General features: G+C 72.0%; 14 protein-coding genes and 4 pseudogenes. 10 read left to right on the top strand and 8 right to left on the bottom strand.

All coding sequences use genetic code 11. The features are described 5' to 3' along the window. Positions 1–302 precede the first annotated feature (302 nt). Complete coding sequence (locus tag L6E17_RS08540) at positions 303–5,075, top strand: type ISP restriction/modification enzyme (protein WP_236240140.1); 4,773 nt, start codon at positions 303–305, stop codon at positions 5,073–5,075. A gap of 73 nt (positions 5,076–5,148) precedes the next feature. Here the strand turns inward: L6E17_RS08540 and L6E17_RS08535 are convergent. Then, positions 5,149–6,216 (bottom strand): annotated as a pseudogene (locus L6E17_RS08535) (IS3 family transposase); the annotation flags it as partial. Positions 6,217–6,223: 7 nt separating this feature from the next. Then, positions 6,224–6,355 (bottom strand): annotated as a pseudogene (locus L6E17_RS08530) (IS5/IS1182 family transposase); the annotation flags it as partial. Between the two features lie 687 nt (positions 6,356–7,042). Between L6E17_RS08530 and L6E17_RS08525 the strand changes: the two are divergent. Together L6E17_RS08525 and L6E17_RS08520 are read left to right on the top strand one after the other, a co-directional pair. After that, positions 7,043–7,522, top strand: a complete 480-nt coding sequence (locus tag L6E17_RS08525) for an SRPBCC family protein (RefSeq protein WP_236240139.1) — start codon at positions 7,043–7,045, stop codon at positions 7,520–7,522. Between the two features lie 410 nt (positions 7,523–7,932). Then, positions 7,933–10,299, top strand: a complete 2,367-nt coding sequence (locus tag L6E17_RS08520) for a DEAD/DEAH box helicase (protein ID WP_236240138.1) — start codon at positions 7,933–7,935, stop codon at positions 10,297–10,299. Positions 10,300–10,779: 480 nt separating this feature from the next. Here the strand turns inward: L6E17_RS08520 and L6E17_RS31390 are convergent. Next, a pseudogene (locus L6E17_RS31390) lies at positions 10,780–11,382 on the bottom strand (pyridoxal-phosphate dependent enzyme); the annotation flags it as partial. Positions 11,383–11,742: 360 nt separating this feature from the next. Between L6E17_RS31390 and L6E17_RS08510 the strand changes: the two are divergent. The 7 genes from L6E17_RS08510 to L6E17_RS08480 all read left to right on the top strand — a co-directional run bounded on the left by L6E17_RS08510 (position 11,743) and on the right by L6E17_RS08480 (position 20,402). Beyond that, positions 11,743–13,329: a S8 family peptidase gene (locus L6E17_RS08510; protein ID WP_236240137.1), complete on the top strand. Its 1,587-nt coding sequence runs from the start codon at positions 11,743–11,745 to the stop codon at positions 13,327–13,329. A 319-nt stretch (positions 13,330–13,648) separates the two neighbouring features. Continuing rightward, positions 13,649–14,734, top strand: coding sequence for a DUF4190 domain-containing protein (locus L6E17_RS08505; RefSeq protein ID WP_236240136.1), 1,086 nt, complete (start codon positions 13,649–13,651; stop codon positions 14,732–14,734). Between the two features lie 141 nt (positions 14,735–14,875). Then, positions 14,876–15,631, top strand: a complete 756-nt coding sequence (locus L6E17_RS08500; protein ID WP_236240135.1) for a GntR family transcriptional regulator — start codon at positions 14,876–14,878, stop codon at positions 15,629–15,631. 353 nt (positions 15,632–15,984) lie between these two features. Beyond that, the gene (locus tag L6E17_RS08495) at positions 15,985–16,164 is read left to right on the top strand and encodes a hypothetical protein (RefSeq protein ID WP_071283184.1); all 180 of its coding nucleotides are present in this window, start codon (positions 15,985–15,987) and stop codon (positions 16,162–16,164) included. Positions 16,165–16,197: 33 nt separating this feature from the next. After that, a complete protein-coding gene (locus L6E17_RS08490) occupies positions 16,198–16,671 on the top strand; it encodes a (deoxy)nucleoside triphosphate pyrophosphohydrolase (RefSeq protein WP_236240134.1) in 474 nt (157 codons plus the stop codon). Between the two features lie 500 nt (positions 16,672–17,171). Further along, the gene (locus L6E17_RS08485) at positions 17,172–17,609 is read left to right on the top strand and encodes an ATP-binding protein (protein WP_236240133.1); all 438 of its coding nucleotides are present in this window, start codon (positions 17,172–17,174) and stop codon (positions 17,607–17,609) included. Positions 17,610–17,789: 180 nt separating this feature from the next. Further along, positions 17,790–20,402: a SpoIIE family protein phosphatase gene (locus L6E17_RS08480; protein WP_236240407.1), complete on the top strand. Its 2,613-nt coding sequence runs from the start codon at positions 17,790–17,792 to the stop codon at positions 20,400–20,402. Between the two features lie 685 nt (positions 20,403–21,087). Here L6E17_RS08480 and L6E17_RS08475 read toward each other — a convergent pair. The 5 genes and pseudogenes from L6E17_RS08475 to L6E17_RS08455 form a co-directional block, all read right to left on the bottom strand. Continuing rightward, on the bottom strand, positions 21,088–22,077 hold the full coding sequence (locus L6E17_RS08475; protein ID WP_236240132.1) for a hypothetical protein: 990 nt from the start codon (positions 22,075–22,077) through the stop codon (positions 21,088–21,090). A 145-nt stretch (positions 22,078–22,222) separates the two neighbouring features. Next, complete coding sequence (locus L6E17_RS08470) at positions 22,223–22,990, bottom strand: succinate dehydrogenase/fumarate reductase iron-sulfur subunit (protein WP_236240131.1); 768 nt, start codon at positions 22,988–22,990, stop codon at positions 22,223–22,225. After that, positions 22,987–24,894 (bottom strand): fumarate reductase/succinate dehydrogenase flavoprotein subunit, encoded by a 1,908-nt coding sequence (locus L6E17_RS08465; RefSeq protein ID WP_236240130.1) that lies wholly within the window; start codon positions 24,892–24,894, stop codon positions 22,987–22,989. Before L6E17_RS08465 ends, L6E17_RS08470 begins: the two co-directional genes overlap by 4 nt. 72 nt (positions 24,895–24,966) lie before the next feature. Continuing rightward, positions 24,967–25,811, bottom strand: a pseudogene (locus tag L6E17_RS08460) (hypothetical protein). A 75-nt stretch (positions 25,812–25,886) separates the two neighbouring features. After that, positions 25,887–26,126, bottom strand: coding sequence for a hypothetical protein (locus L6E17_RS08455; protein ID WP_236240128.1), 240 nt, complete (start codon positions 26,124–26,126; stop codon positions 25,887–25,889). Positions 26,127–26,230: the final 104 nt, after the last annotated feature.

Below are 26,230 nucleotides of genomic sequence, written 5' to 3'. Positions count from 1 at the left end.
ATGGGGTGGGGGGTGACCCCCCAAAGGGGAGCCGGGGATCGCCAGGTCATAGCAGCCAAGATTCCGCCACGGTTTCCAGGTCGATCAGAACTCTCTGATCAGGACTTGGATCATGCTCTTGAGCAGTAGAGTTGTCAGGCTGTTTGGGGTGGAATACCGGGCGCGCAGGCACGCGCGCCGCTGACTGTGATGGGGTGCGGAGCGAGTTGGCTACGGCTACGACGACGGTGCACGACGTACTCAGGGCGATCCGTAACGGAGCCACCGGGAACAGGGACCGCGGTACCCGCTTCGAGGAGCTCATGGTCCAGTACCTGAGTACCGACCCGCAGTGGACCGAGCAGTTCACCCGAGTGTGGATGTGGGCCGACTGGCCGGGTGCGGAGCAGGACAAGCGCGACACCGGTATCGACCTGGTCGCGCAGGACCGGGAGACTGGCGGCTTCTGCGCCATCCAGTGCAAGTTCTACGAGCCGCACCACACGGTCCGCAAGGAGGACATCGACTCCTTCTTCACAGCCTCTGGCAAGGGCTTCTTCACCCGCAGGATGATCATCTCCACGACGGACAAGTGGAGCGTCCACGCGGAAGAAGCGTTGGACGACCAGCAGATTCCGGTCACCCGGATAGGGCTGCCCGACATCGCGAACAGCCCGGTCGAGTGGCACCTGGCGGCAAAGGGCGTCGACCGCGAAGTCCGGATGACTCTGCGGAAGAAGAAGGAACCGCGCCTGCACCAGAAGGCCGCGATCGACGATGTCTTCGCCGGCTTCGCCCAGCAGGACCGCGGCAAGCTCATCATGGCCTGCGGTACAGGCAAGACCTTCACCAGCTTGAAGATCGCTGAGCGGTTGCAGCAGGAGCGGGCCGAGGCCGGTCAAGGTGAACACACCACTGTTCTGTTCCTGGTGCCCTCCATCGCCCTGCTCTCGCAGTCACTGCGTGAGTGGTCGTACGAGGCCGAGGTTCCGCTCCGAGCCTTCGCCGTCTGCTCCGACGCCCAGGTCGGCAAGCAGAAGGCCCAGGGCGACGATAAGGACATGTCCACCCACGACCTCGCCCTGCCAGCGACCACCAGCCCCGACCGGCTGATAGCGCAGATGGCCAGCGTCGAGGCCGCCCCCGGTCTGACGGTCGTGTTCTCGACCTACCAGTCGATCGCCACCATCTCCGCCGCCCAGAAGCAGGGCATGCCGCGGTTCGACCTGATCCTGTGCGACGAGGCTCATCGCACCACCGGCGTCACCCTGTCCGGCCACGACGAGTCCGCGTTTGTCCGCGTCCACGACGACAGCTTCATCGGCGCCGACCGCCGCCTGTACATGACCGCTACCCCGCGCGTGTACAGCGACGACACCAAGCAGGAGGCTAAGGGCGCCTCCGCGGCCGTCGCCTCGATGGACGACGAGACCAAGTACGGTCCCGAGTTCCACCGTCTCGGCTTCGGCAAAGCAGTCGAGCAGGGGCTGCTCACCGACTACAAGGTCCTCATCCTCACCATCGACGAGGGCGTGGTCGCCAAGACCCTCCAGGGGGGGTTCGCCGGCGGCGACTCCGAACTGCGACTCGACGACGCAGCGAAGATCATCGGTTGCTGGAACGCCCTGGCCAAGCGCACCGGCACCTTCGCCGACGGCTCCGGCTTCGGTGCGGACGAAGCACCGATGAAGCGGGCCGTCGCGTTCTCCCGGTCCATCGCCGACTCCAAGAAGATCGTGGAGCGGTTCAACCAAGTTATCGACGCCTACGACGACGCCGACGACGACGTGCTGCACTGTGAGGTTGAACACGTCGACGGCACGTTTAACACCTTGCAGCGCAACCAGCTCCTCGACTGGCTCAAGCAAGACCCCGGCCCGAACAACGCCCGCATCCTGTCCAACGCCCGCTGCCTGTCCGAAGGCGTGGATGTCCCCAGCCTGGATGCAGTGCTGTTCCTCAACCCGCGCAACTCTGTGGTGGACGTGGTGCAGTCCGTTGGACGCGTCATGCGCGTCGCGCCGGGCAAGAACTACGGCTACATCATCCTGCCCGTCGCTGTCCCCGCCGGTGTCGCCCCGGAGAAGGCCCTCGCGGACAACCAGCGCTTCAAGACCGTCTGGCAGGTCCTCCAGGCGCTCCGCGCCCACGATGACCGCTTCAACGCGACCGTCAACCAGATCGAGCTGAACAAGAAGAAGCCCGACATCATCGGCCACGGCCACATCGGCGCCGGCGATGAAGAGGTCGGGGACAAGGACGGCTCCAGCAGCGCGGACAGCGCCCAGGCTGCCAAGGAGAAGGAAGCACAGAACGCGCAGCATGTTCAGGACGTTCTATTCTCGGTGAGCGACTGGCGCGAGGCTATCTACGCCCGCATCGTCGACAAAGTCGGCGAGCGCCACTACTGGGAGGACTGGGCCAAGGACATCGCCCAGATCGCCGACCGCCACGTCACCCGCATCAAGGCCGCACTGGAGATCCCGGAGAAGAAGGAAGCCTTCGAAGAGTTCGTCGGCGAGCTGCGCGCCACAATAAACCCCGGCGTCGCAGACTCCGATGCCATCGACATGCTCGCGCAGCACATCATCACCAAGCCGGTTTTCGATGCGCTGTTCAAGAACTACGCGTTCGCCGAGCACAACCCGGTCTCCAAGGCCATGCAGCGCATACTCGACGTCCTCGACGACCAGGGCATGGATGCCGAGACCAAGACGTTGGAGGACTTCTACCACTCGGTTCGCGTCCGGGCCGAAGGCATTGACAACCACGAAGGCCGCCAGCGCGTCATCGTCGAGCTATACGACAAGTTCTTCAAGACCGCCCTGCCCAAGACCGCCGACGCCCTGGGCATCGTCTACACTCCGATCGAGGTCGTCGACTTCATCGTCCGTGCCACCGAACAGGCTTTGGCTAGGCATCTCGGCCGTTCGCTGACGGACGAGAGTGTCCACATCATCGATCCCTTTACCGGGACCGGTACCTTCCCAGTGCGGTTGCTCCAGTCCAGCCTCATCAAACCCGAGGACCTTACGCGGAAGTACGCAAAGGAACTACACGCCAACGAAATCGTGCTGCTCGCCTACTACATCGCGGCGATCAACATCGAGGCGGCTTACGTGGACCTGGCTGGCAAGCAGGACATCTACGCCCCCTTCGAAGGCATCGTGCTGACCGACACTTTCCAGCTTGCCGAGGGTGGCGCGGCCAAGCTCGAAGGCATGGACGTGCTGGAGGGCAACAGTGAGCGGGCGAAGCGTCAGAAGAACCAGCCGGTCATGGTTGTCATGGGCAACCCGCCCTACTCCGTTGGGCAGGACAGCCAGAACGACGACAACCAGAACCTGAAGTACGAGACGTTGGATGCGCGTATTCAGGAGACCTACGCGGCGCTCTCTACGGCGACCAATAAGAATTCTCTCTATGACTCCTATATCCGCGCCATCCGTTGGGCATCCGACCGCATCAAGGACGAGGGTGTCGTCGCCTTCGTCTCTAACGGCGGCTACATCGACGGCAACACAGCTGACGGGTTGCGTAAGTCGCTGGTCAGCGAGTTCGATGCGATCTACTGCTACAACCTCCGGGGTAACCAGCGCACTGCCGGTGAGCAGTCCCGGAAGGAAGGCGGCAAGATCTTTGGGGCGGGCAGCCGAAACACCGTTGCCATCCTGATTCTGGTCAAGAGCGACACCCCAACGTCGGGCTGTACTCTGCACTACCGCGATATCGGCGACTACCTCAGCCGCGACGACAAGCTCCGCATCCTCCAGTCCCAGGACCTCGACACCGTCGACTGGCAGCAGATCGTCCCCAACCCCGAGGGCGACTGGGTCAACCAGCGGGACGAAACTTTCGCAGAATTTCAGTCGCTTGGAGGCGAACCGGGAAGCTCTCTGTTCACACTGCACACTCGTGGTATCGAGAGTGGTCGAGACGCATGGGTTTACAACTACTCGGAGAATTGCCTGCGAGAGAACGTCGATTCGATGGCCAACTTCTACATGGAGGAGTTGGCGGCGTTCAAGCAACACTGTCGCCGGCAGAGTATCTCGAAGCCGAGCGGTGCTGACGCTGCGCAATTCATCGATCGCGATGGGGAAAAGATTAGCTGGACGACGAGCCTGATCAGCAAGCTAGCTCAAGGGGTCGAAGTATATCCGAGTTCCGATCAGGTCATGAGGGGCGTATACCGCCCGTTTAATGCGCAGTTTGTGCACTTCTCCTCTGAGTTGATTCACCGCCCTGGCAAGCTTCCGCAGATTTTTCCGACAGTGAACCACGCGAATTTCGGCTTCTACATCACCGGTACTGGTTCCGAAGAGCCCTTCTCGCTTTTGATGACGGACGCTGTGCCCGACCTACACGCCGTAGGTACGAAGAGCGTCGGGCCTTACTTTGCGCGCTATACGTACCGTGAGCTTCAGGTCGAAGGCGGCTTCGACTTCGGGGACAGCGACCGCTACGAGCGCGTCGACAACATCACCGACGTCGCCCTTGCGGGGTACCGCGAGGCCTATGAGGACCCTGCCATCACGAAGGATGACATCTTCTACTACACATACGCTCTGCTCCACTCTGTGCAGTACCGGGAACGCTTTGCTGCTGACCTGAAGAGGTCCCTGCCTCGTATCCCAAAGGTTCGTGACTTCAGTGGCTTCGCCGAAGCTGGCCGCAAGCTTGCCGACCTGCACCTCAACTACGAGCAGGCCGAGCCCTACAAGGGCATCGTGGAGACAGTGGCCGGTGACCCTTCGACGACCCCGCCGAGCGAGCTGTATCGCGTTGCCAAGATGAAGATCCCGAAGGTGAAGGGCCAAGCAGACCGGTCCACGATCGTTTACAACAACCGGGTTAAGCTGACCAACATCCCCAAGGAGGCGTACCGCTACCAGCTTGGTGCCCGGTCCGCGATCGAGTGGATCATCGACCGCTACCAGGTCAAGGTGGACAAGGCATCGGGGATCGTCAACGACCCCAACGACTGGTCTGACAACCCGCGCTACATCATCGACCTGCTCAAGCGGATCGTCACAGTCAGCCTGGAGACGATGAAGATCGTGGATAGTCTCCCTGCGCTCGACATCTTGGAGTAGCGCTGGGCATCGACGAGTTGACTGGGCGGTGTTCCACAGCCGGGACTGCTGCACGATCGGGTGACAGCGGGGTTTATGCAGCCAGAGCTGCGGGTGGGGTCATGATGGTCTCGTACTCGATGGGGGTCAATCGGCCCAGACGTCTCTGGCGCCGACGCCGGTGGTAGGTCCGCTCGATCCAGGTGACGATCGCGATCCGCAGCTCCTGTCGAGTTGCCCAAGTGCGGCGGTCGAGGACGTTCTTCTGCAGCAGTGCGAAGAAGCTCTCCATGGCGGCGTTGTCGCCGGCGGCCCCGACGCGGCCCATCGAGCCGACCAGGCTGTGCCGAGTGAGTACGGCAGCAACCTTCCGTGACCGGAACTGCGAGCCGCGGTCCGAATGCACCACGCAACCGGCCACCTGGCCGCGGCGGGCGACGGCGGACTCCAGCGCGGTCACGGCGAGGCGGGACTCCATCCGGGCGTCGATGGAGTAGCCCACGATGCGGCCCGAGTACACGTCCTTGACGGCACACAGATACAGCTTGCCCTCGCCGGTCGCGTGTTCGGTGATGTCCGTGAGCCGTAACCGGTTCGGCCCGTCCGCGGTGAAGTCGCGCCGCACCAGGTCGTCATGGACCGGTGGCCCGGACTTGGCGTTCTTCCCGCGGCCCCCTGCGTTTGCCGAAGGCACTCCACCAGCGGTTGTCCCGGCAGATCCGCCAGGCGGTCCGTTCCGCCATCGCCTCACCGGCGGCGCGAGCCTCGTCGAGGAGAAAGCGGTGGCCGAACTCGGGATCGTCGCGGTGCGCGTCGAACAGGGCGTTGGCCCGGTATGCCCCGGCGAGCTCGGAATCGGTGACCGGTGAGGCCAGCCACCGGTAGTAGGGCTGGCGGGCCAGCCCGAGCACCCGGCACGTCACCGCCACCGGCACCCGGTGAGGGGCAGCGGCGGCGGCCAGCTCGCGGACGAGCGGGTACATCATTTTGCCGGCAGGTTCGCCTGCGACAGATACGCCGCTGCCCGCCGCAGGACCTCGTTCTCCTGCTCCAGCAGCCGGATGCGCTTGCGGGCCTCGCGCAGCTCGGCCGACTCACCCGATGCCGTCGCGGGCCTGGCTCCCTCGTCGGTGTCGGCGCGGCGCAGCCACTTCGACAGTGTGATCCGTGAGCAGGGCCTGCCGGCCGGCACTTAGGCGCCGCCAGCGGGTACCGAGCTCCCGGCGGCGCTGACGGAGCTGGGAGGACAGGAAGCGCAGGGCAGCGCTGGACACGTCGACGCCCGACGGGTAGACAAGCACACGAAGCCTCTGGTGGAGACGGATTTCTTGGTCGAAAACCCATCTACCAGGGGCTTCACCTGCCTGTCAGCCCAACTGACCCTCCAGACCAGCAGGTTGGAAAGAGCTCACTGGCATTCGCAGCCGCGGCTGTGGCTGCCACCGGGTGACCACCCCGAGGGTCTGTGGACCGCGGCAGCCGCGGTCCAGCTCCGTCGCCGGTCCGGGCCGCCTTCTGCGTGAGTGTGCACCACTCGTCTGGTGGTCCTTCTCCGTGTTTGTCGCTAACCGGGCGTCTTATTGCTGTGCCTGCGAACGGGCCGGTCGTCGGATGCCGTCGGCTACTGGACGGTGTGGATCACAGGGGCGGGCGTGATGTCCTGGGCGTCGAGGATGGTGCGGATGTCGTTCGGGTCCGAGGTCCGGATGAGGGAGCCGAGGCCGGCTGCCGTCGTCACGACGGTGGCGTCGACGATGTCGGACGTGGCGGCCTTGCCGCAGGGGGTGCCTGCGGCTTCGGCGGTTTCGAGGCCGACGGGCGGGTGCGCGGTGCCGGGCGGGCCGTGCGCTCGTCGATGGTGCGGTTGATCCCGCGTTCTTCCCGTTCCTGGTGCTCTCGGCGGCCGAACGAGGCAATTCGCGGCGCCGGCCGGTATCCCGGTCGGCGGGGGTGGAAGGGAGGGGGTGCTCGACGAAGGGGGCGCCCCCATGCCGCAGGTGAGAGTGTCCGTGGCCGTACCGCGGTCCGCCGCCGACGTGTTCGAATTCCTGGCCGACGGGTGCAACCTCGCCCGCTGGCACTCCGGGGTCGCCGAGATCCGCGCCGACCGGGCGGGCAGCTACCGCTACCGGTTTCCCGGGCGGCGGCGGGAGACGCTGCTGCAGCGGTGGCTGGACCATGAGGGGCGCAGGATCAGCTACCTCGGGGAGCGGCTCTGGACCCCCCTCGGCAGCCAGGTGCCGCGCCACGACTTCCGGGTGGCGCCCCATGGTGACGGCTGCCATGTCGACATCGGCGTCAGCGTGCGTTTGTGGGGCGGGATGGTCGCCCTGTGGCCCGTCGTGGAGATGGGCTGGCGCCGGGACCTGCCCGAGGACGCCCGCCGGCTGTACCGCCTCCTGACGGCCGGTCAGGGCGGTGCTGTGGCCGACGGCGGTACCGCCCGGGCCGGGTCGCCGCAGGGCTGAGCCCGCCGGTCGGTGCGTGACCCGTACCGCGTGCGGACCGCCGTGACCTGCCGTGCGGTGCGAGCGGGACGCGGAGCCGTCGACGGAGGGCGGCCGGGCGGGTGCGCCGGCCGGGCGGGAGGGCCACGCGCTGCGGCTCTCGGCGTGGTGCCCGGCACTGTCGAGGCGCGGGCGTGGCCTGGTCCTGCGGTTCCGCGACCGCGCGTGCCCCCTCGGCCACGCCCCTCGGCGACCGCGCGTGCGCCCTCGGCCACGCCCCTCCGCCTGTCGGCTCGTACGGGTGCGCGAGCCCGCGGTGGTCCGGTAGCCCAGCAGAGGCACGTACGGCGGGGCGCGGGGCGCTGCCCGGGTCCGTCCGGGTGTGCCGCGAGGGCTCGTAGCCCGGGTGCGGCGCGGTGCCTCGTGGGAGGATGGCGCGGCATACGTGGCGTGACGAGCGGGCGGACACCGGGGGCGGTGGCATGGCGGGCGGGGACGGCGTGCGGCCGGTGTCGGGAGTGGACGAGGGACCGGTGGCGCCGCGTGAGCCGGATGAGGCCGGTGCGCCCGGCGTGGCCGGTGCGCCCGGCGCGGCTGGTGCGCCGTCGCCCGGCCGGGCGACGCGGGAGCTCCTCGACCGGGCGCGGCGGCTGCACGACGCGGCGCGCGCCCTGCTCGACGACCACAGCCGCGCCTGCCGCGCGGTCCGCGAGGCGCACGCCGCGCTCCTGGCGGAGCTCGTCGACCTCGAACTGGGGAACATCCCCGTCCACCGGCTCGAGGACGCCACCGAAGGCCGTGTGAAGGTCGCCCACCTGGAGCGCGCCGGTCTGGCCAGCGTCCGCGACGTCCACCGTGCCGCCGGCCACGAACTGGAGCGGATCCCCGGCGTCAGCAGGCAGACCGCGCGGCAGGCGGCCGCCGCCGCCCAGCACGTCGCCGGCGCGGTACGGGACCACGTCGCCGTACGCCTCGACCCGGACGACCCGCGGCCCCGCAGCACGGCCCTCGCCATCGCCCTCCACCTCCTGGTGTCGGCGGGCCCCGAAGCCCGCCGGGCGGTGGCGGCCGCGGAGACGTTCGTACGGGACGCGGACGCGGAGCTGCCGCACGCCGCGCCCGCCGCCGGCCGCCTGCGCATGGCCTTCGCCGGCAAGGAGCGGCGCCGCCGGGTCAGGGAGGCCGCCACCCGGCTGCGGGACCTCGTCGAGGACGCCGAGCGGCGTGCCCTGCCGCTGCTGTTCGGGCAGGTCAACGTGGACCTGCTGCGTTCCCCGGCCGACGATGTCGAGGCCTGGGTCGACTTCGAACTGCGGCCCGCCGAGTACTACAGCACCCTCGCGGAGGTCTCCGACGCCGCGCCGGGTGACGGTCCCGGCGGCCGGACCCCCGACCCGGCGGCCGCCGAGGGCTTCCTGCCCGCCCGGATCGCCGAGCACGTCCGCGCCCAGCCCCTCGACGACACCCTCTGCAACGTCTCCCTGCGCGGCTACCAGTCGTTCGGCGCCCGCTTCGCCCTCGCGCAGCGAAGGGTCGTCCTCGGCGACGAGATGGGGCTCGGCAAGACCATCCAGGCCATCGCCGCGCTCGCCCACCTCGCCGCGCAGGGCGGGCGCCACTTCCTCGTCGTCTGCCCGGCCAGCGTGCTGATCAACTGGAGCCGGGAGATCCAGGCCCGCAGCAGCCTGCCGCTCGTGCCGATGTACGGGGACCACCGCCGCATGGGGTACGACGAGTGGTGCGCGAGCGGCGGTGTCGCCGTGACGAACTACGAGGCGCTGCGGATCTTCCCCGTGGACGGCAGCAGTCCCGCACCCGCCATGCTGGTCGTCGACGAGGCCCACTACGTCAAGAACCCGCGGACGCAGCGCTCCCAGGCCGTCGCCGCGTGGAGCGCCCGCTCGGAGCACGTCCTCTTCATGACCGGTACGCCGATGGAGAACCGCGTCGGGGAGTTCCGCAACCTCGTCCGCCACCTGCGGCCCGAGCTGGTGCCCGGACTCGACGGCGTCGGCGCGGTGGCCGCGGCCCTCGGGTCCGCGGCCTTCCGCATGGCGGTCGCCCCGGCGTATCTGCGCCGCAACCAGGAGGACGTCCTGACGGAGCTGCCCGGACTGCTGCACACCGACGAGTGGGAGGAGCTCAGCCCCGCCGACCGGGCCGCCTACCAGGACGCCGTGGCCGGCGGCAGCTTCATGGCGATGCGGAGGGCGGCCTACGCCCATCCCGCCACGTCGGCGAAGCTGGGGCGGCTGCGGGAGATCGTGGCCGAGGCCGCCGAGAGCCGGCGCAAGGTCGTCGTCTTCTCGTACTTCCGGGACGTGCTGGCCGCGGTGCGGACGGCACTGGAACCGTCGGACACGCTCGGGCCGCTGTCGGGCAGCATCCCGGCGCAGGAGCGTCAGGACCTGGTGGACGCGTTCACGGCGCGGCCCGGTCACGCGGTGCTGCTCGCCCAGATCGAGTCGGGCGGTGTCGGGCTCAACCTCCAGGCCGCCTCCGTGGTGATCCTCTGCGAGCCGCAGACCAAACCGAGCCTGGAGCACCAGGCCGTGGCCCGCGTGCAGCGGATGGGCCAGGTGCGCGCGGTGCGGGTGCACCGGCTGCTGGCCACGGAGTGCCTGGACGAGCGGCTGGTGGCGGTTCTGGAGGACAAGTCCCGGATGTTCGACGCGTACGCCCGCCGCAGTGACGTCGCCGAGGCCGCGCCGGACGCGGTGGACGTCTCCGACGGTGCGCTGGCCCGACGGATCGTCGAGGAGGAGCAGATCCGGCTCGCGGAGTCGGGTCGCGTCTGACCCCTCGGGGCGGCGGATGCGCCGCCGGCCTCCCGTCTCAGCCCCCACAGCCCCCGCAGCCCCGCCCCCGTCCCCCTGGCCCCGCAGCCCCGCCCCCGTGCCCCCTGGTCCGGCAGCCCCGCCCCCGTACCCCTGGCCCCGCAGCCCCGCCCCCGTACCCCTGGTCCGGCAGCCCCGCAGCCCCGTATCCCTGGCCCCGCAGTCCCGTCCGTGCTGACCGACGCCCGGCACGCCGCAGCCGTCGGCTCGACGTACAGGCCCCGGGACGCCAGGTCGTGCCGGGGTGACCGGATCTGTTCGTCCGTGACCGTACGGAACACGCCACCGGACTCCCGTACGGCCCGCGGGATCTGACGGGCCCCCGGCGGGCGCGGGACGACGCTGCCTTCCGCCGCGGTCGGTGCGGGCGCCGCGGACGTCACGTCGTCCGCGCCTCCGGTACGCCGCGGCCGGCGGGGAGACCGCCTCCGCCTGTACGGCGAGCAGGCGCGGGCGCCGGTCGAGCAGGCCGTGCGCGTGCAGCCCGGCCACCGCGAGGGCGGCGCCCGGCAGGAGCGCGCCGCCCACGACCGGGAGCGCCGGGTACGGAGGGAGGCGGCCGCCGAGGTCCTCCCGCGGTTCGTACACGTACGTCTTCGTGCCGTGCAGGAAGTGCGGGTCGCAGACGTGCGAGGCGGAGAAGGTGCCGGTTCGTCCGCCGCGGCGCGGGCCGCCCGGCCGCCTCCCGGTTGCCGGGACGGCCTCCACCCGTGCGCCGTGCGCCCGGATCTGCTCCGGCTTCGCCGGTACGGTGGCCCCGGGGACGTACAGGGTGCAGGTGAGCCCGGCGCGGGCGCAGTACGCGGCGGCCGCCGTGCCGGCGGTGCCGCTGCTGTCCGCGACCACGCGGCGCGGCCCGATGCGGTGGGCCGGTTCGGCGAGCATCACGGCGCCGCGGCCCTTGAACGGCAACGTCGGCATGAGGAAGTCGAGTTTGGCCGAAACCCGGTAGGTGAGGGGCGCCAGCGGGGTGTAGCCCTCGCCGAGGAACGTACGGGGATCGGACAACGGCAGCGCTTCGCCGTGGCGCCACAGGGAGTTCATCCGGTCGGCGCGCGCCGTCCGTTGCGCCGGGCCCGCGTGCAGTCCGGGTCCCAGGGTCCGCCGCAGCGCGGACAGTGCCAGGTCAGCTCGGAAACGGGTGATCGGACTCCGCACGGGTGGCAGATGTGGGCCGGGCCCTCGTCCCCGGCGGGCCGCATGTCAGGTGTGTGGCACACGTGTTGCCGATGCGGCGGCACCCTTGTGCGATTCCTATGGATCCGTCAATCTTTCGGCTGGCAGACCGAGACGGGCAACGCCGCTCCAGGGTGGTGTGGTTCGTCGTGCATGCGAACAGGGGTTGTCATGCACCTGCCGAGAAACCCCCACAGCAACGCACCACCAATGAGGAGGACCCCTCACATGTCCGTGATGCGTACCCCGCGGCGAAGAGTCGCCGCAGCCAGTGCCATAGCCGTCGCCGCCCTCGCCCTCGGCTCCCTCTCCGCCCTGCCGGCTGCCGCCGCCGGCAGCTCCGCCGAAGGCGTCATCCAGTACGCCGGCGACGCGAACGCCGTGCCCGGCAGCTACGTCGTCACCCTCGACGAGTCCCGCGCCGACTCGGACGGCACGTCCGGCAAGAGCCTCGCGAAGCGGTACGGCGCGAAGATCAAGAAGACGTACACGGCCGCCCTCAACGGCTACGCCGTCGAGCTCTCCGAGGGGCAGGCGAAGAAGCTCGCCGCCGACCCGGCCGTCAAGTCGGTGGTGCAGGACCGCGTCTTCACCATCAACGGCACGCAGCCGAGCCCGCCCTCCTGGGGCCTGGACCGCATCGACCAGCGGAACCTCCCGCTGGACCAGAGCTACACCTACCCGGACCCGGGCGGTGAGGGCGTCACCACGTACATCATCGACACCGGTGTACGCATCAGCCACAACGACTTCGGCGGCCGCGCCGTCAACGGCTACGACGCCGTCGACAACGACAACGTCGCCGAGGACGGCCACGGCCACGGCACCCACGTCGCCGGCACCGTCGCGGGCTCGGCGTACGGCGTCGCCAAGAAGGCCAAGATCGTCGCCGTCCGCGTCCTCGACGACAACGGTTCCGGCACGACCGCCGGAGTCGTCGCCGGCATCGACTGGGTGACCCAGAACGCGGTGAAGCCGGCCGTCGCCAACATGAGCCTCGGCGGCGGCGCCGACACCACCCTCGACAACGCCGTGCGCAACTCGATCGCCTCCGGCGTCACCTACGCCATCGCGGCCGGCAACTCCAACGCGAACGCCTCCAACTACTCGCCGGCGCGGGTCACCGAGGCCATCACGGTCGGCTCCACCACCAGCTCGGACGCCCGCTCCAGCTTCTCCAACTACGGCAGCGTGCTGGACATCTTCGCGCCGGGCTCGTCGATCACCTCGGCGTGGAACAGCAGCGACACGTCCACGAACACCATCTCCGGCACGTCGATGGCGGCCCCGCACGTCGCGGGTGCGGCCGCGCTGTACCTGGCCAACAACCCGTCGGCCTCGCCCGCCCAGGTGTCCTCGGCGCTGACCACCGCCGCCACCAGCGGGGTCGTCGGCAACCCGGGCTCCGGCAGCCCGAACCTCCTGCTCCACGTGGGCTCCGGCGGCGGCGAGGAGCCCCCGCCGCCCACCGGTGACCGCTACGAGAACACCGCCGACTACACGATCAACGACAACGCCACCGTCGAGTCGCCGATCAGCGTCGCCGACCGGTCCGGCAACGCCCCCTCCGCCCTCAAGGTCGAGGTCAACATCCAGCACACGTACATCGGTGACCTGCGCGTCCAGCTCGTCGCACCGGACGGCACCGCGTACACGCTGAAGGACTACGGCACCGGCGGCAGCGGTGACAACATCAACACCACGTACACCGTCGACGCCTCCTCCGAGAGCGCCAACGGCACGTGGAAGCTGCGCGTGAGCGACAACGCCTGGTGGGACACCGGAAAGATTGACTCCTGGGCGCTGGTCTTCTGACCCGCTGACACGGCACGGGGTCCCACGCACCCCGGCTGACGAGGGGCGGGCGCCGACTGCGGCGCCCGCCCCTCCCCGTTCCGCGGAAGGCCGCGCGGCCGCGGGGAACACCCGCGGAGGGCCGGGGGGTACGGGCCCGCGGGCCCGCCGGCGGACGGCCCGCCGGTCGGGCGCGCCCTCCTGGGGGCCGGTGCGCGGCGCAGAGGCGCAGGGCGGGCGTGGCCCGGGCGTCCCCTCCCGGTTCCCCGGGCGCCGTCCTCGCTTGGTACCGTCCGCCCCTTCGGTACCGTCCCTGCGCCCGGCGAGGAGCTCTGCCCCCGTGTCACCGTCGTCCCCCCAGGACCGGCCCGCCCCCGACCAGCCGTACGCGCCGCATCCGCCGTACCCGCCGCCCCCCACCAGCGGACTGGCCGTGGCCTCCCTCGTCACCGGCGTCGTGTGCTGCGTCCCGCCGCTGGGGCTGGTCCTCGGACTCCTGGCGCTGCGCGGCATCAGGCGCACCGGCCGGCGGGGCCGGGGCATGGCGGTGGCGGGCATCGCCCTCTCCTCGGTGAGCACGCTGCTGGTCTCCGTCGCCCTCGCCGTCGGCCCGTCCGTCGGGGGCCTCCCGGCGCTGGTGGACGAACTGCGGCACGGCGGCGACGGCTCCGCGTCCGTCCACCGCCTGGAGCGCGGGATCTGCTTCGACCAGCCGGGCGGCGCCTCCGAGGAGCAGGAGGTCGCCGCGATCACCGAGGTGCCCTGCGACGAGCCCCATGACGCCGAGGTGACGGGGACGTTCCGGCTCGACGGGTCCGCGTACCCCGGCGTCGAGCGGATCGAGCGGCAGGCGGAGCAGCGCTGCGGCGACCTGGCGGACGCGTACGCGATGGACGCGTGGGCCGTGCCGCGGGACGCCGTCCTCTTCTACTACCACCCCACCGCGGAGAGTTGGCGCTACCTCGGCGACCGCACGGTCACCTGCATGTTCGCCGCGGACCAGGGCAAGCTGACGGGGCCCCTGCGCAGCGACGCCACCACGCTGAGCCCGGACCAGCAGGCGTTTCTCACGGCGGTCAACCCCGTCGACGAGGTCTGGTACGAGGAGCCCGAGGCGGACGCCGACGCGGACCTGGCCGCCAACACCGCCTGGGCCGGGCGCATGGCGAAGGGGCTGGACACCGCCGCCACCGCCCTCAGGGACCACCCCTACGGCGGCGACGCGGCGAAGCTCGTGGCCGGTCTGGCGGAGCAACTGGAGGAGGCGGGCCGGCGCTGGGCCGCGGCGGCGGCCGCGAAGGACCCGGACACGTACTGGGAGCGCTACGACGCGGCGTACGGCTCCCTGCCCGCGGACTTCGGCAGGGAGGCGCGCAAGGCGCTGAACCTCGCGACGACGCAGGCGGGGGACCAGGCGGCGGGCTGACGTCCTACCCGCGGTAAGCCGAGGGCCAAACGGTGTCCCAGCACCACTTCATCACATCGAGTGAAACGTTGGCCCATGGTTGCGGAGCTCAACTCTAGGTTGCGAGTCTGTAGCTGTCTGTCAATCCGATGGGAGTGGTCCGTGACTTTCGGTGAGCAGCCCGCCTATCTGCGCGTTGCGAGCGATCTCCGGCAAAAGATCGTCAACGGCTCGCTGCCGCCGCACACCCGGCTCCCCTCGCAGGCCCGCATCCGCGAGGAGTACGGCGTCTCCGACACCGTCGCCCTGGAGGCCCGCAAGGTCCTGATGGCCGAGGGGCTGGTCGAGGGGCGCTCCGGGTCCGGGACATACGTGAAGGAGCGGCCCGTGCCGCGCCGGATCGCCCGCTCCGGGTACCGGCCGGCCGTCGGCTCGGTCAACCCCTTCCGCCAGGAGCAGGCCGCCGACGGGGCGCGCGGCACCTGGGAGTCGAGCAGTGAGCAGCAGGGCGCGGGTCCGGCCGTCGCCGACCGGTTGGGGATCGCCGTCGGCGACCCCGTGATGCGCACCCGGTACGTCTTCCGGGACGGCGGCGAGGCGATGATGCTCTCCGTCTCCTGGGAGCCGCTGGCACTCACCGGGCGCACGCCGGTGATGCTCCCCGAGGAGGGCCCGCTGGGCGGCTGCGGCGTCGTGGAGCGGATGGCCGCCATCGACGTCGTCGTGGACAACGTGACGGAGGAGGTCGGGGCCCGCCCCGGCCTCGCCGAGGAACTGCTCGTGCTCGGCGGCGTCCCCGGCCATGTGGTGATGGTCGTCGAGCGGACGTACTTCGCGTCCGGCCGCCCGGTGGAGACCGCCGACATCGTCATCCCGGCGGACCGCTACCGCGTGGCGTACCACCTGCCGGTGCGCTGACGGGCGGTGTGCTGCCGGGCGGTGTGCTGCCGGGCGGTGTGCTGACGGGGGTGTGCTGACTGGCGGGGGTGTCGGCCCGCGCCCCGGACGCGGCGGCGGTACGGGGCGGCGCGCGGGCGGCGCGCGGGCGCCGCGCACGGTGGCCGGAGGAAGGGTCCGAGGGGGTGTCGGGCGTCGAGGAGGGCGCAGCCGGGAGGCTGCGCCCTCCCTCTTTGGGGTCTGCTGGCTTGATTGTGTCTCTTTGTGTAAACACGTATCCGCTGTGTGAAGGTCAGGCGTAAGCTCAGGCATATGCGGATTGCGGTTTCATCGGAATCCTTGGAGACATGCGACCCGGCGGGGGGAGCGGTGTGATGTCCGACAGTGGTGCGACCCTGCTCTGGCAGGTCATTCGGCAGGACGACAACGGCAACCACTACCGCGTCGGCCGGTACGCGACGCGCGACGAGGCCCAGCGGGTCGTGGACCGGCTCGACCTGCGGGGACACCGGCAGCTCTACTGGGTGGAGCGGATCGGCGAGCCGGCGCGCTGAGGCGCCCGCCGGCGGCCCGGTACGCTCCGGCGCATGACGGACCCGACCGATGTGACGGAGCGCGTGGTGGTCGCCGGAGCGGTGTACGACCGCGGGCGGCTGCTCGCCGCGCGCCGCAGTGCGCCTCCCGAACTGGCCGGCCGCTGGGAGCTGCCCGGAGGCAAGCTGGAGCCGGGGGAGAGCCCGCGCGAGGCGCTGGTGCGCGAGTTGCGCGAGGAGTTGGGGATCGAGGCGGAGCCCGACGAGCGCATCCCCGGCGAATGGCCCCTCGGGCGCGGCTACGTCCTGCGGGTGTGGACGGTCCGCGTACGGTCCGGCGAGCCGCGCCCCCTTCAGGACCACGACCGGCTGCGGTGGGTGTCCCGCGGCGACTGGGACAGCGTGGACTGGCTTGAGCAGGACGTTCCCGCGGTGCGCGAAGCCGTGCGTCTCCTCCCTGACGCGCCGGAGGAGGGTGCTGGGCCGTATGGGCCTGGTGGGCCCGGTGGGAAGGGGTGGGCCCGGTAAGGGTGGGCTCCGTGAGCCCGGTAGGAAGGGTGGGCCCCGTGGGCCAGATCCCGTGGGGCTTGGCTGACCTGATGGGTGTGGTGGCTCTGGTGGCCTGGTGGGCCTGGTGGGCCTGACGGGTCTGGTGAGCCGGCCGGCCCGCATGAGCCGCGTCAGGACGGAAGGGGCGAGTCAGGGCCGGTGGGGTGTGTCGGGGCCGGTGGGACGGATGGGCCGCGCCTGCCCGTGGGGCCGTACGAGCCGACCCGCCGGCCGGTTCCACCGACCGTGTCGGCAAGTCCCCTGCGTCGGCGGCCTGCCGGCGGCAGGGGCACCATGGAGGCGGTCGCCCCGCGGCGCCCTCACGGTGGTGCCGCGGGGCGGCCGGTGCTCGACGCCTCCCGCGGTGTACGCCGTTCGTGCCACCCCGGGTGCCGTCCCGCGATAGGCTGCACCGCATTTCGGGTATGTGCTGATTAACCGCCTGAAATCAGGCGCGGGTCTGCTCCTGGCCTGGGGAAGTGAGCGGCGTGATCGACACCGAGGGCGAGTGCGCCGAATGGACCTTTTCCGGAGAGCTGGACGCGGTGCGCACCGCCCGCCACGTCGTGCGCGACACCCTCCGCTCCTGGCAGCTCGACGCCGCCCTCGGCGATGTGACCGTCCTCCTCGTGAGCGAACTGGTGACCAATTCCTGTCGCTACGCCTACGGCCCGATCGGTGTGCGGCTCGTCCGCCTCCAGCCCGACCTGGAGGAGCCGCTGCCCACGCCGGCCCACCCCGCGCTCCTTGTCGAGGTGTCCGACCCGCTCCCGGATCCGCCCCGCGAACGCGTCGCGGGCCCCGACGACGAGGGCGGTCGCGGACTGCAGCTCGTCGCCTGCTCCGCGCGCCGCTGGGGCACGCGTAAGGGCAGGTCGGGGAAGACCGTGTGGTTCGAGCTGGCCCTGCCTGGTTAGAAGAGGGAAGGGACAACGATCACTTCCGTCTCGGCGGGAAACGAACGAGACCACCCTGTGATCGTGAACGGCGTGCCGACCCGGGCCGTAGTGCTGAATACTGCGGGAATGGCCGGTCCGGTGCGGTGAGCTGGAGGGGACGGTCGCGTGAGCGAGACACCTGAGACGGCGAACGGCGTCATGTGGCAGAGCAGCCCGCCTGGCTCGATCTATGACTACATCAAGGTGGCGTCCTTCTCCATCGGCCCCGACGGGCTCGTCGACCACTGGAGCCTGCGGGCCGCGGAGCTGTTCGGCCTCGCCGCGGGCGAGGTGCGCGGCATGGACCCCGTCGAGGCCCTGATCCCCGCCGAGTTGCGGCCCCGCGGCCACCGCAAGGTCGCCGAGGTGCTCGACGGCAAGGAGTGGACCGGCCTCGTCCCGTTCCGCGTCCCCGGTGAACGCCACGCCCACGGCCTGGCCGAGGTGTACGTCATGCCGAGTGAGACGGAGCACGGCGAACGTGGCGCCGTGTGCATCGCCGTCGACGTACGTGCCCTACGCCGAATAGAGACGGACCTGGCCGCGTCACAGGCCATTTTCGGTCAATCCCCCTTCGGCTTCGTGCTCTTCGGTACGGACCTGACGGTGCAGCGGGCGAACCAGCGCTTCGCCACCGTCTTCGGCGGCACCGCCGACGCGCACCGGGGCCGCTGCGCCCACGACTACCTGCCCCGCCAGGAAGCCGACCGGATGACCGCCGCGCTCCGGCAGGTCCTGGAGACCGGGGAGGCCGTCACGGACCTCCAACTCGTCGGCACCGTGCCCGGCGACACGGAGCGCCGCCACTGGTCCGTCAACCTCTACCGCGTCCACAGCGGCTCCGGCCGCCCCATCGGTGTCGCCGGGCTCGGCATCGATGTGACCCGCCGTCACAACGCGGCCCGCGAGGCCGCCAGCGCCCGCCGCAACCTCGCGCTCCTGGGCGAGGCCAGTGCCCGCATCGGCACCTCCCTCGACCTGGAGACGACCGCCAGGGAACTCCTCGACGTGGCCGTCCCCGGTTTCTGCGACCTCGCCTCCGTGGACCTCTACCAGGCGCTGCTCACCGGCGACGAGGCCCCGCCGGGCCGGCCCGCGGGACAGCCCGCCGGGCCGACCGCGAGCCTGCGGCGCGTCGCCTTCGCCAGCGCGGTGTCCGACGCGCCCCTCGTCACCGGAGCCACTGGAGCCACTGGAGCCACCGGAGCCACCGGAGCCACCGGAAGAGCCGCCGCGAGCACCGCCGCCATCGGCTGCTGCGAGGACGGCGGCACCGCCTCCCCGCACGTCGGCGCCGTCCACCGCTACCCGTACGCCTCGCCCTGCGCCAAGAGCCTGCGCACCGGCCGGCCCGCCCTCGTCCCCGGCGGGGACGGCGGCCTCGTCCACTCCACCCTCGCCGTGCCGATGGTCGCCCACGACACCGTCGTCGGGCTCGTCCAGTTCTCCCGGACGAAGGGCAGCGAGCCCTTCGGGGAGCGCGACCGGGCCCTCGCCGTCGAACTGGCCGCGCGCGCCGCCGTGTGCATCGACAACGCCCGCCTGTACCGCCGCGAGCACGAACGCGCGCTCATCCTGCAGCGCAGCCTGCTGCCGCCCGGCGCCCCCGAGGCCGCGGGTCTCGACATCGCCTGCCGGTACCTGCCGGGGAACGCCGCCACCGAGGTCGGCGGCGACTGGTTCGACGTCATCGAGCTGCCCGGACACCGCACCGCCCTCGTCGTCGGCGACGTCATGGGGCGCGGACTGCGCGCCGCCGTCGCCATGGGGGAGCTGCGCACCGCCGTGCGCACCCTCGCCCAGCTCGACCTGGAGCCCGCGGAGGTGCTGTCCCACCTCGACGAGATCGCCCGCGGCCTCGGCGCCCCCGGCGGCGTCCCCGCCCCGCGCGGCGCCGACGGGGCCCCGCGGACCGGCGCCCGGCCCAAGGGCCCGGAGCTGTCCGAGGTGTACCTCGCCACCTGCGTGTACGCGGTGTACGACGCGGTCACCCGCCGGTGCACCTTCGCCAGCGCCGGACACATGCCGCCCGTCCTCGTCGAGCCCGGCGAGGAGGCGATGCTGCTCGACGTGCCGCCGGGGATGCCGCTCGGCGTCGGCGGCGAGCCCTTCGAGGAGGTCGAGGTGGAGCTGCCGGAGGGCGCCCTGCTGGCGCTGTACACCGACGGGCTCGTCGAGTCCCGGGACCATCCGCTCGACGAGGGCCTGGAGGCGTTCCGCGGCGCCCTCGCCCAGGCCGGACGGCCCCTGGAGGACGTCTGCGACCACGTCTTCGGCACCCTCGACACCCGGCACGGGCAGGACGACATCGCCCTGCTGATGGCCCGCGTCCGCGGGCTGCCCGCGGAGGCCGTGGGCGACTGGCGACTGCCGCGCGAGCCGCGCTCCGTGGGGCGCGCCCGCGAGCTGGCCTGCGCGCAGCTGGCCGCCTGGGGTCTCGACGCCCTCGCGGACACCGTCGAACTGCTCGTCAGCGAACTCGTCACCAACGCGCTGCGGTACGGCGAGGGCGAGATCCGGCTGCGGCTGCTGCACGACCGCACCCTGGTGTGCGAGGTGTGGGACGGCGGCCTCGTCCAGCCGCGGCGGCGCCGCGCCCGCGACACCGACGAGGGCGGCCGGGGCCTCCAGCTGGTGGGGATGCTCAGCGCGGGCTGGGGCTCCCGGCGCACACCGCGCGGGAAGACGGTGTGGTTCGAGCTGCCGCTGCCGTCCGGTGACGGCGGCGCGCCGGCCGAGCTGACGGTGGACCAGTTGCTGGACCTGTTCTGACAGCACGCGGGCGGCGGCGCCCCGCCGCCCCGCACCGGGGCCCGGCACGTCCCGCCCCGGGCGCCCCCGCCCCCGTGGCGGGCAGGCCCCGCCCCGCCGCGCCGCACCTGCCCCGCCCCGGGACGGGCAGGCCCCGCCGCGCTGCACCCGCCTCGCCTCGCCCCTGGAGCGGGCAGGCCCCGCCCCGCCGCGCGCCGCACCCGCCCCGCCCCTGGTCCGCCGCCCGGGTTCCGGCTCCCGGCGGGGTCAGCTCGCCGGGGAAGTGCCGTGGAGCCGCACGTCCTGTTCGGCGAGGGCCTGCGCCGAGCGGGCCAGGCCGTCCGCCTCCTGGGCCAGGGCCGGCGCGCCTTCCCCGCCGCCGGACGCCTCGTCCAGGCGCCGCCGCGCCTCGGCCAGCCGGGTGCGGGCGGGGACCGTACCAGCGTCCGGTGGGCCGCCACGTACACGTCGGCGGCGCCCACCGCCGAGCGGGCCGACAGCAGGGCGTGCTCCAGGAAGGCCCGGGCCCGCCGCGCCTCCTCGCCGCGGCCCCGTACGGCCGCGAGCGCGGCGCCCAGTGCCGCGTCCGCCTCCGACACCCGGCGCAGCGCCTCCACCGGGTCGTACCGGCCCTCCTCCACCAGGCGGCGCACGTCCCCGGTGACCGACTCCACCCGGGCGGTGCGGCCCCGCAGGTCCGCCTTGGTCACACCCTCGGCGGCCGCCCCGGCAGGCCCTCGGCGAGGTCCTCCAGCACCTTCGCCGCCTCCGCGAGGTCCGCCTCGGCCTCCGCAAGGGCCCCCGGCAGCCGCCCCGCCGCCTCGGCCAGCTCCACCGCCCGCCGGTCCACCGCGTCCACCAGCAGCTCCGCCTGCGCCAGCGCCGCCTCCGCCGCCCACAGCTGCCGCACCGCCTCCGGCCCCGCGGCGGTGCGCGCCCTCGCCAGCCCGTCCCGGGCGGACCGCAGCCGCGCCTCCGCCCGGTCCGGCGCGGTGGCCACGGGCGCCACCGCCGACGGCGCGTACCGGCCGCGCAGCGCGGTCAGGGCGGCTTCCGCGGTGCCGAGCCGCCCGCCCAGCTCGCGGCACCGCTCCTCGGCCGCGTCCAGGGCCTCCTTCGCGGGCTCCGGAGCACTCCTCAGGGCGTCGAGGGCGCCGGCCGCCTCCGCAAGGCGGCGCTCCGCGTCCGCACAGCGGGCGACGACCTCCTCCAGCATCTCCCGGCGCGCCGGCTCGTCCTCCGGCCGGGCGTCGTCCAGCTCCAGCCGCAGCCGGAACGCCGCCCTCAGCTCCCCCTCCGCGTGGTGCAGGGCCTGCGCGAACGACGGCGCCGCGCCGGCTCCGGCGACGGCCGCCGCGGCGGCCAGTTCCTCCCGGCCGGTGCGGACCGCGTCGTCCGCCGAGACCAGCGCGGCCCGTGCCCGGCCGTCCAGCTCGGCGAGCTCCGGCACCGGGACGCCGCCGTGCGGTGTGGTGCGGGTGGCGGCGCGCCGCCGCCGCGTCAGGAACGTGTACGCCGCGACCGCGACCACCGCGGCCAGCAGCGCCAGCGGGAGCACCAGGTCCGCGCCCGACGTCCCGATGTCGTCCTGCTGCCGCGCGTGCCCGTCCGCGGCGGCGGGCCGGGACAGCCACCACGCCGCCACCAGCACCCCGGCGGGCAGGGTTCCGAAACCCCGGGTGGGTCGTCGCCTCACACCAGCGAGGCTAAGCCGACCCCCGCGGCCCGCGACCGGACGACGGTCCCGGCCGCACCCGCCGAACCGCCCCCGCAGGCCGCGCCGCAGGGGCCCCGGGCACCCCGGAGGGGGCGGGGCCGGTGACGGGACGCCAAGGGGGCCCTCAGGAGCGGCGGCGGATCTTGTCGCCGAGCCACACCAGGGGGTCGTAGGAGCGGTCCACCGCGCGCTCCTTCAGCGGGATCAGTGCGTTGTCGGTGATCCTGATGCCCTCCGGGCACACCTCCGTGCAGCACTTGGTGATGTTGCAGTAGCCCAGCCCGTGCTCGGTGCGGGCGGTGCGGCGCCGGTCCAGGCCCTTCGACGAGGCCGCGTCCAGGGGGTGCATGTCCAGCTCGGCGATCCGCATCAGGTAGCGCGGGCCGGCGAAGGCGGCCTTGTTCTCCTCGTGGTCCCGCACCACGTGGCAGGTGTCCTGGCACAGGAAGCACTCGATGCACTTGCGGAACTCCTGCGAGCGGTCCACGTCCTGCTGCTGCATCCGGTAGGCGCCGGGCGCGAGTCCCTCGGGAGGCACGAACGCGGGGATGTCCCGGGCCTTCGCGTAGTTGTACGACACGTCCGTGACGAGGTCCCGCACCACCGGGAAGGCCCGCAGCGGGGTCACCGTCACCGTCTCGTCACGGGTGAACACCGACATGCGGGTCATGCACATCAGCCGCGGCCGCCCGTTGACCTCCGCGCTGCACGAGCCGCACTTGCCGGCCTTGCAGTTCCAGCGGACGGCCAGGTCGGGGGCCTGCGTCGCCTGGAGGCGGTGGATCACGTCGAGCACCACCTCGCCGTCGTGGACGTCCACCCGGAAGTCCGCGAGTCCGCCGCCGCCCCGGTCGCCGCGCCACACCCGGAAGCGGGCCTCGTATGTCGTCATGCGCTCAGCTCCTCCTCCGCCAGGTACTTCGCCAGCTCCTCCTTGTCGAACAGGGCCAGCAGGTCGGGCCGGATCGGCTCCGCCACGGCCCGCTCCAGGGCGACGCCGCCGTCCGGGGACAGCCGGCACAGCAGGTTCGCCCGGCGCCACTCCCGCTCCATGGACGGGCAGTCCTCCCGCGTGTGCCCGCCCCGGCTCTCCGTACGCTCCAGCGCCGCTCGCGCCACGCACTCGCTGACCAGCAGCATGTTCCGCAGGTCCAGCGCCAGGTGCCAGCCGGGGTTGAACTGCCGGTGCCCCTCGACCGCGGCCCGCTCCGCCCGGCGCCCCAGCTCGGCCAGCTTCTCCAGCGCCCGCCCCATCTCGTCGGCCCGCCGGATGATGCCGACGAGGTCGCTCATCGTCTGCTGGAGCTCCTGGTGCAGGGCGTACGGGTTCTCCGCGCCGCCGCCCGCGCCCTGCGCCGCGCCGAACGGGCGCAGCGCCTCCTCGGCTGCGCGGGCGACCTGCGCCTCCGCCACGGCGGGCCGGCCACCGGACCCGGCCGGGAACCGGTCCGCGTACGCGGCGGCGTACAGGCCCGCCCGCCGTCCGAAGACCAGCAGGTCGGACAGCGAGTTGCCGCCGAGCCGGTTCGAGCCGTGCATGCCGCCCGCCACCTCGCCCGCCGCGAACAGCCCCGGCACGCCCACCGCGGCCGCGGTGTCGGAGTCCACGGCCACCCCGCCCATCACGTAGTGGCAGGTGGGCCCGACCTCCATGTTCTCCGTGGTGATGTCGACGTCCGCCAGCTCCTTGAACTGGTGGTGCATCGACGGCAGCCGCCGCCTGATCTCCTCCGCGGGGAGCCGGCTCGCGATGTCCAGGTACACCCCGCCGTGCGGGGAGCCGCGGCCCTCCTTCACCTCCGCGTTGATGGCGCGGGCCACCTCGTCGCGGGGCAGCAGCTCGGGCGGGCGCCGGTGGTGGTCCGGGTCGTCGTACCAGCCGTCCGCCTCCTCCTCGGTCCGCGCGTACTTGTCCCGGAAGACGTCGGGGACGTAGTCGAACATGAACCGCCGGCCCTCGGAGTTGCGCAGCACCCCGCCGTCGCCGCGCACCGACTCGGTGACGAGGATGCCCTTCACCGACGGCGGCCAGACCATGCCCGTCGGGTGGAACTGCACGAACTCCATGTTCACCAGCGGTGCCCCGGCGAGCAGGGCCAGCGCGTGCCCGTCACCGGTGTACTCCCACGAGTTCGACGTCACCTTGAACGACTTGCCGATCCCGCCCGTGGCGAGGACCACGGCGGGCGCCTCCAGCACGAGGAAGCGGCCGGACTCGCGCACGTAGCAGAAGACGCCGGACACCCTGCCGTCCGCGTCCTTCAGGATCCGGGTGACCGTGCACTCCTGGAAGACCTTCAGCCGGGCCTCCGGGTCCCCGTGCTCCCGCTCGTCCTCCTGCTGGAGCGACACCGCCTTCTGCTGGAGGGTGCGGATCAGCTCCAGACCGGTCCGGTCGCCGACGTGCGCGAGGCGCGGATACTCGTGGCCGCCGAAGTTGCGCTGCGAGTTCCGCCCGTCCTTCGTGCGGTCGAACAGCGCTCCCCAGGTCTCCAGCTCCCACACCCGGTCCGGTGCCTCCCGGGCGTGCAGCTCCGCCATCCGCCACTGGTTGAGGAACTTGCCGCCGCGCATCGTGTCCCGGAAGTGGACCTGCCAGTCGTCGCCGGCGTTCGCGTTGCCCATGGACGCGGCGATGCCGCCCTCGGCCATCACCGTGTGGGCCTTGCCGAGCAGCGACTTGCAGACCACGGCCGTACGGGCGCCGCGCTCGCGGGCCTCGATCGCGGCGCGCAGCCCGGCGCCGCCGGCGCCGACCACCACGACGTCCCACTGCTGCCGGTCCGCTTGCGTCATCAGAACGGGTCCTCCGTCGGGGAGAAGGCGTGGACTTCCATCAGCGCGGCCGGAGGCGTCGCGGCGCGGCGCTCAGAAGAAGCGCGGGTCGTCGAAGGCACCGGTCGCCAGCAGGTACACGTACAGGTCCGCGAGGGCCACGCTGACCAGCGACGCCCAGGCGAGCTGCGCGTGGCGGGCGTTCAGCCTCCCGGCCCACGTCCACAGCCGGTAGCGCACCGGGTGCTTCGAGAAGTGCCTGAGCCGCCCGCCGACGATGTGCCGGCAGGAGTGGCACGACAGGGTGTACGCCCAGATGAGGACGATGTTGACGAGGAACACCACCGTGCCGAGGCCCATGTGGCCCCACGCGTACGTCGCGTCCCGGAACGCCAGCACCGTGTCGTACGTGAGGATCCCCGCGACCGGAACGGCGGCGTAGAAGAAGTACCGGTGGAGGTTCTGCAGGACCAGCGGGAAGCGCGTCTCGCCGGTGTACGAGCCGTGCGGCTCGGCGACCGCGCAGGCCGGCGGCGACGCCCAGAAGCCGCGGTAGTAGGCCTTGCGGTAGTAGTAGCAGGTCAGCCGGAAGCCGAGCGGGAAGACGAGGATCAGCAGCGCGGGCGACAGGCCCCACCAGCTGCCGAACAGGGGCCAGTCGGGGCCGCCCTCCATGGGGACGCAGTTCTCGGTGAGGCACGGCGAGTAGAAGGGCGACACGTAGGGCGCCGCGTAGTAGTCGCTGTTCGCGAACGCCCGCCAGGTGGAGTAGGCGACGAAGGCGAGCAGGCCAGCGGCGGTGGCGGCGGGAGCCGCCCACCACCGGTCGGTTCGGAGGTGCCGGGGCGCGATCGCGGCGCGGCCGGCGCTGTGCACGCCGGATCCCGTACCGCCGCGGCCCCGGCGCCGGGCGGAGGGGGTTCGGTGCCTGTGGCCAAGGCGGCCTCCGGAAGTGGCGGGTGGTCGGGTTCTGGCGGTGCTGGGGCTCGGGGGGCTCCTGCCGGCGCCGGCCGTCACGGAGCGCGGCGGCCGTGGTGGCCGATGCCCTCGTCGTCCGCTCCCCGCCACAGGGACGCGTCGTAGGGAGCGTCGGGTACGGCCGTCAGGGCCTCCGGGCGGGCCGGGGCGGCCGCGGGCTTCTGCGGCTCCTGCCGCGCCTGCTCCCGCGCGAGGCCCCTTTCGAGCTGCCCGACCGTGCGGACGAGGTCGTCGAGGCAGCGCTTGACGGCGTTCACATCGTCCTGGAGCGACATGGTCTGCCCTCACTTCCGCGGATTGCGGGTGGCCGGCACGCGCCTGAGAGTGTCGCGTGCCCCGTCCCGGTTTGGGAAGGCGCGTGCACGGATTCCACTGTGCC

It is taken from the genome of Streptomyces sp. CC228A (assembly GCF_021390935.1).
In the GTDB taxonomy this organism is placed as follows: domain Bacteria; phylum Actinomycetota; class Actinomycetes; order Streptomycetales; family Streptomycetaceae; genus Streptomyces.
Note: the sequence above shows the minus strand (reverse complement) of the source record. Positions and strands in the feature narration are given on the sequence as shown.

Coding starts and splice junctions, on each gene's coding strand:
- L6E17_RS08540 (WP_236240140.1), top strand. CDS start 303: ATGGTCCAGTACCTGAGTACCGACCCGCAGTGGACCGAGCAGTTCACC.
- L6E17_RS08525 (WP_236240139.1), top strand. CDS start 7,043: ATGCCGCAGGTGAGAGTGTCCGTGGCCGTACCGCGGTCCGCCGCCGAC.
- L6E17_RS08520 (WP_236240138.1), top strand. CDS start 7,933: ATGGCGCGGCATACGTGGCGTGACGAGCGGGCGGACACCGGGGGCGGT.
- L6E17_RS08510 (WP_236240137.1), top strand. CDS start 11,743: ATGTCCGTGATGCGTACCCCGCGGCGAAGAGTCGCCGCAGCCAGTGCC.
- L6E17_RS08495 (WP_071283184.1), top strand. CDS start 15,985: ATGTCCGACAGTGGTGCGACCCTGCTCTGGCAGGTCATTCGGCAGGAC.
- L6E17_RS08490 (WP_236240134.1), top strand. CDS start 16,198: ATGACGGACCCGACCGATGTGACGGAGCGCGTGGTGGTCGCCGGAGCG.
- L6E17_RS08480 (WP_236240407.1), top strand. CDS start 17,790: ATGTGGCAGAGCAGCCCGCCTGGCTCGATCTATGACTACATCAAGGTG.
- L6E17_RS08470 (WP_236240131.1), bottom strand. CDS start 22,990: ATGACGACATACGAGGCCCGCTTCCGGGTGTGGCGCGGCGACCGGGGC.
- L6E17_RS08465 (WP_236240130.1), bottom strand. CDS start 24,894: ATGACGCAAGCGGACCGGCAGCAGTGGGACGTCGTGGTGGTCGGCGCC.
- L6E17_RS08455 (WP_236240128.1), bottom strand. CDS start 26,126: ATGTCGCTCCAGGACGATGTGAACGCCGTCAAGCGCTGCCTCGACGAC.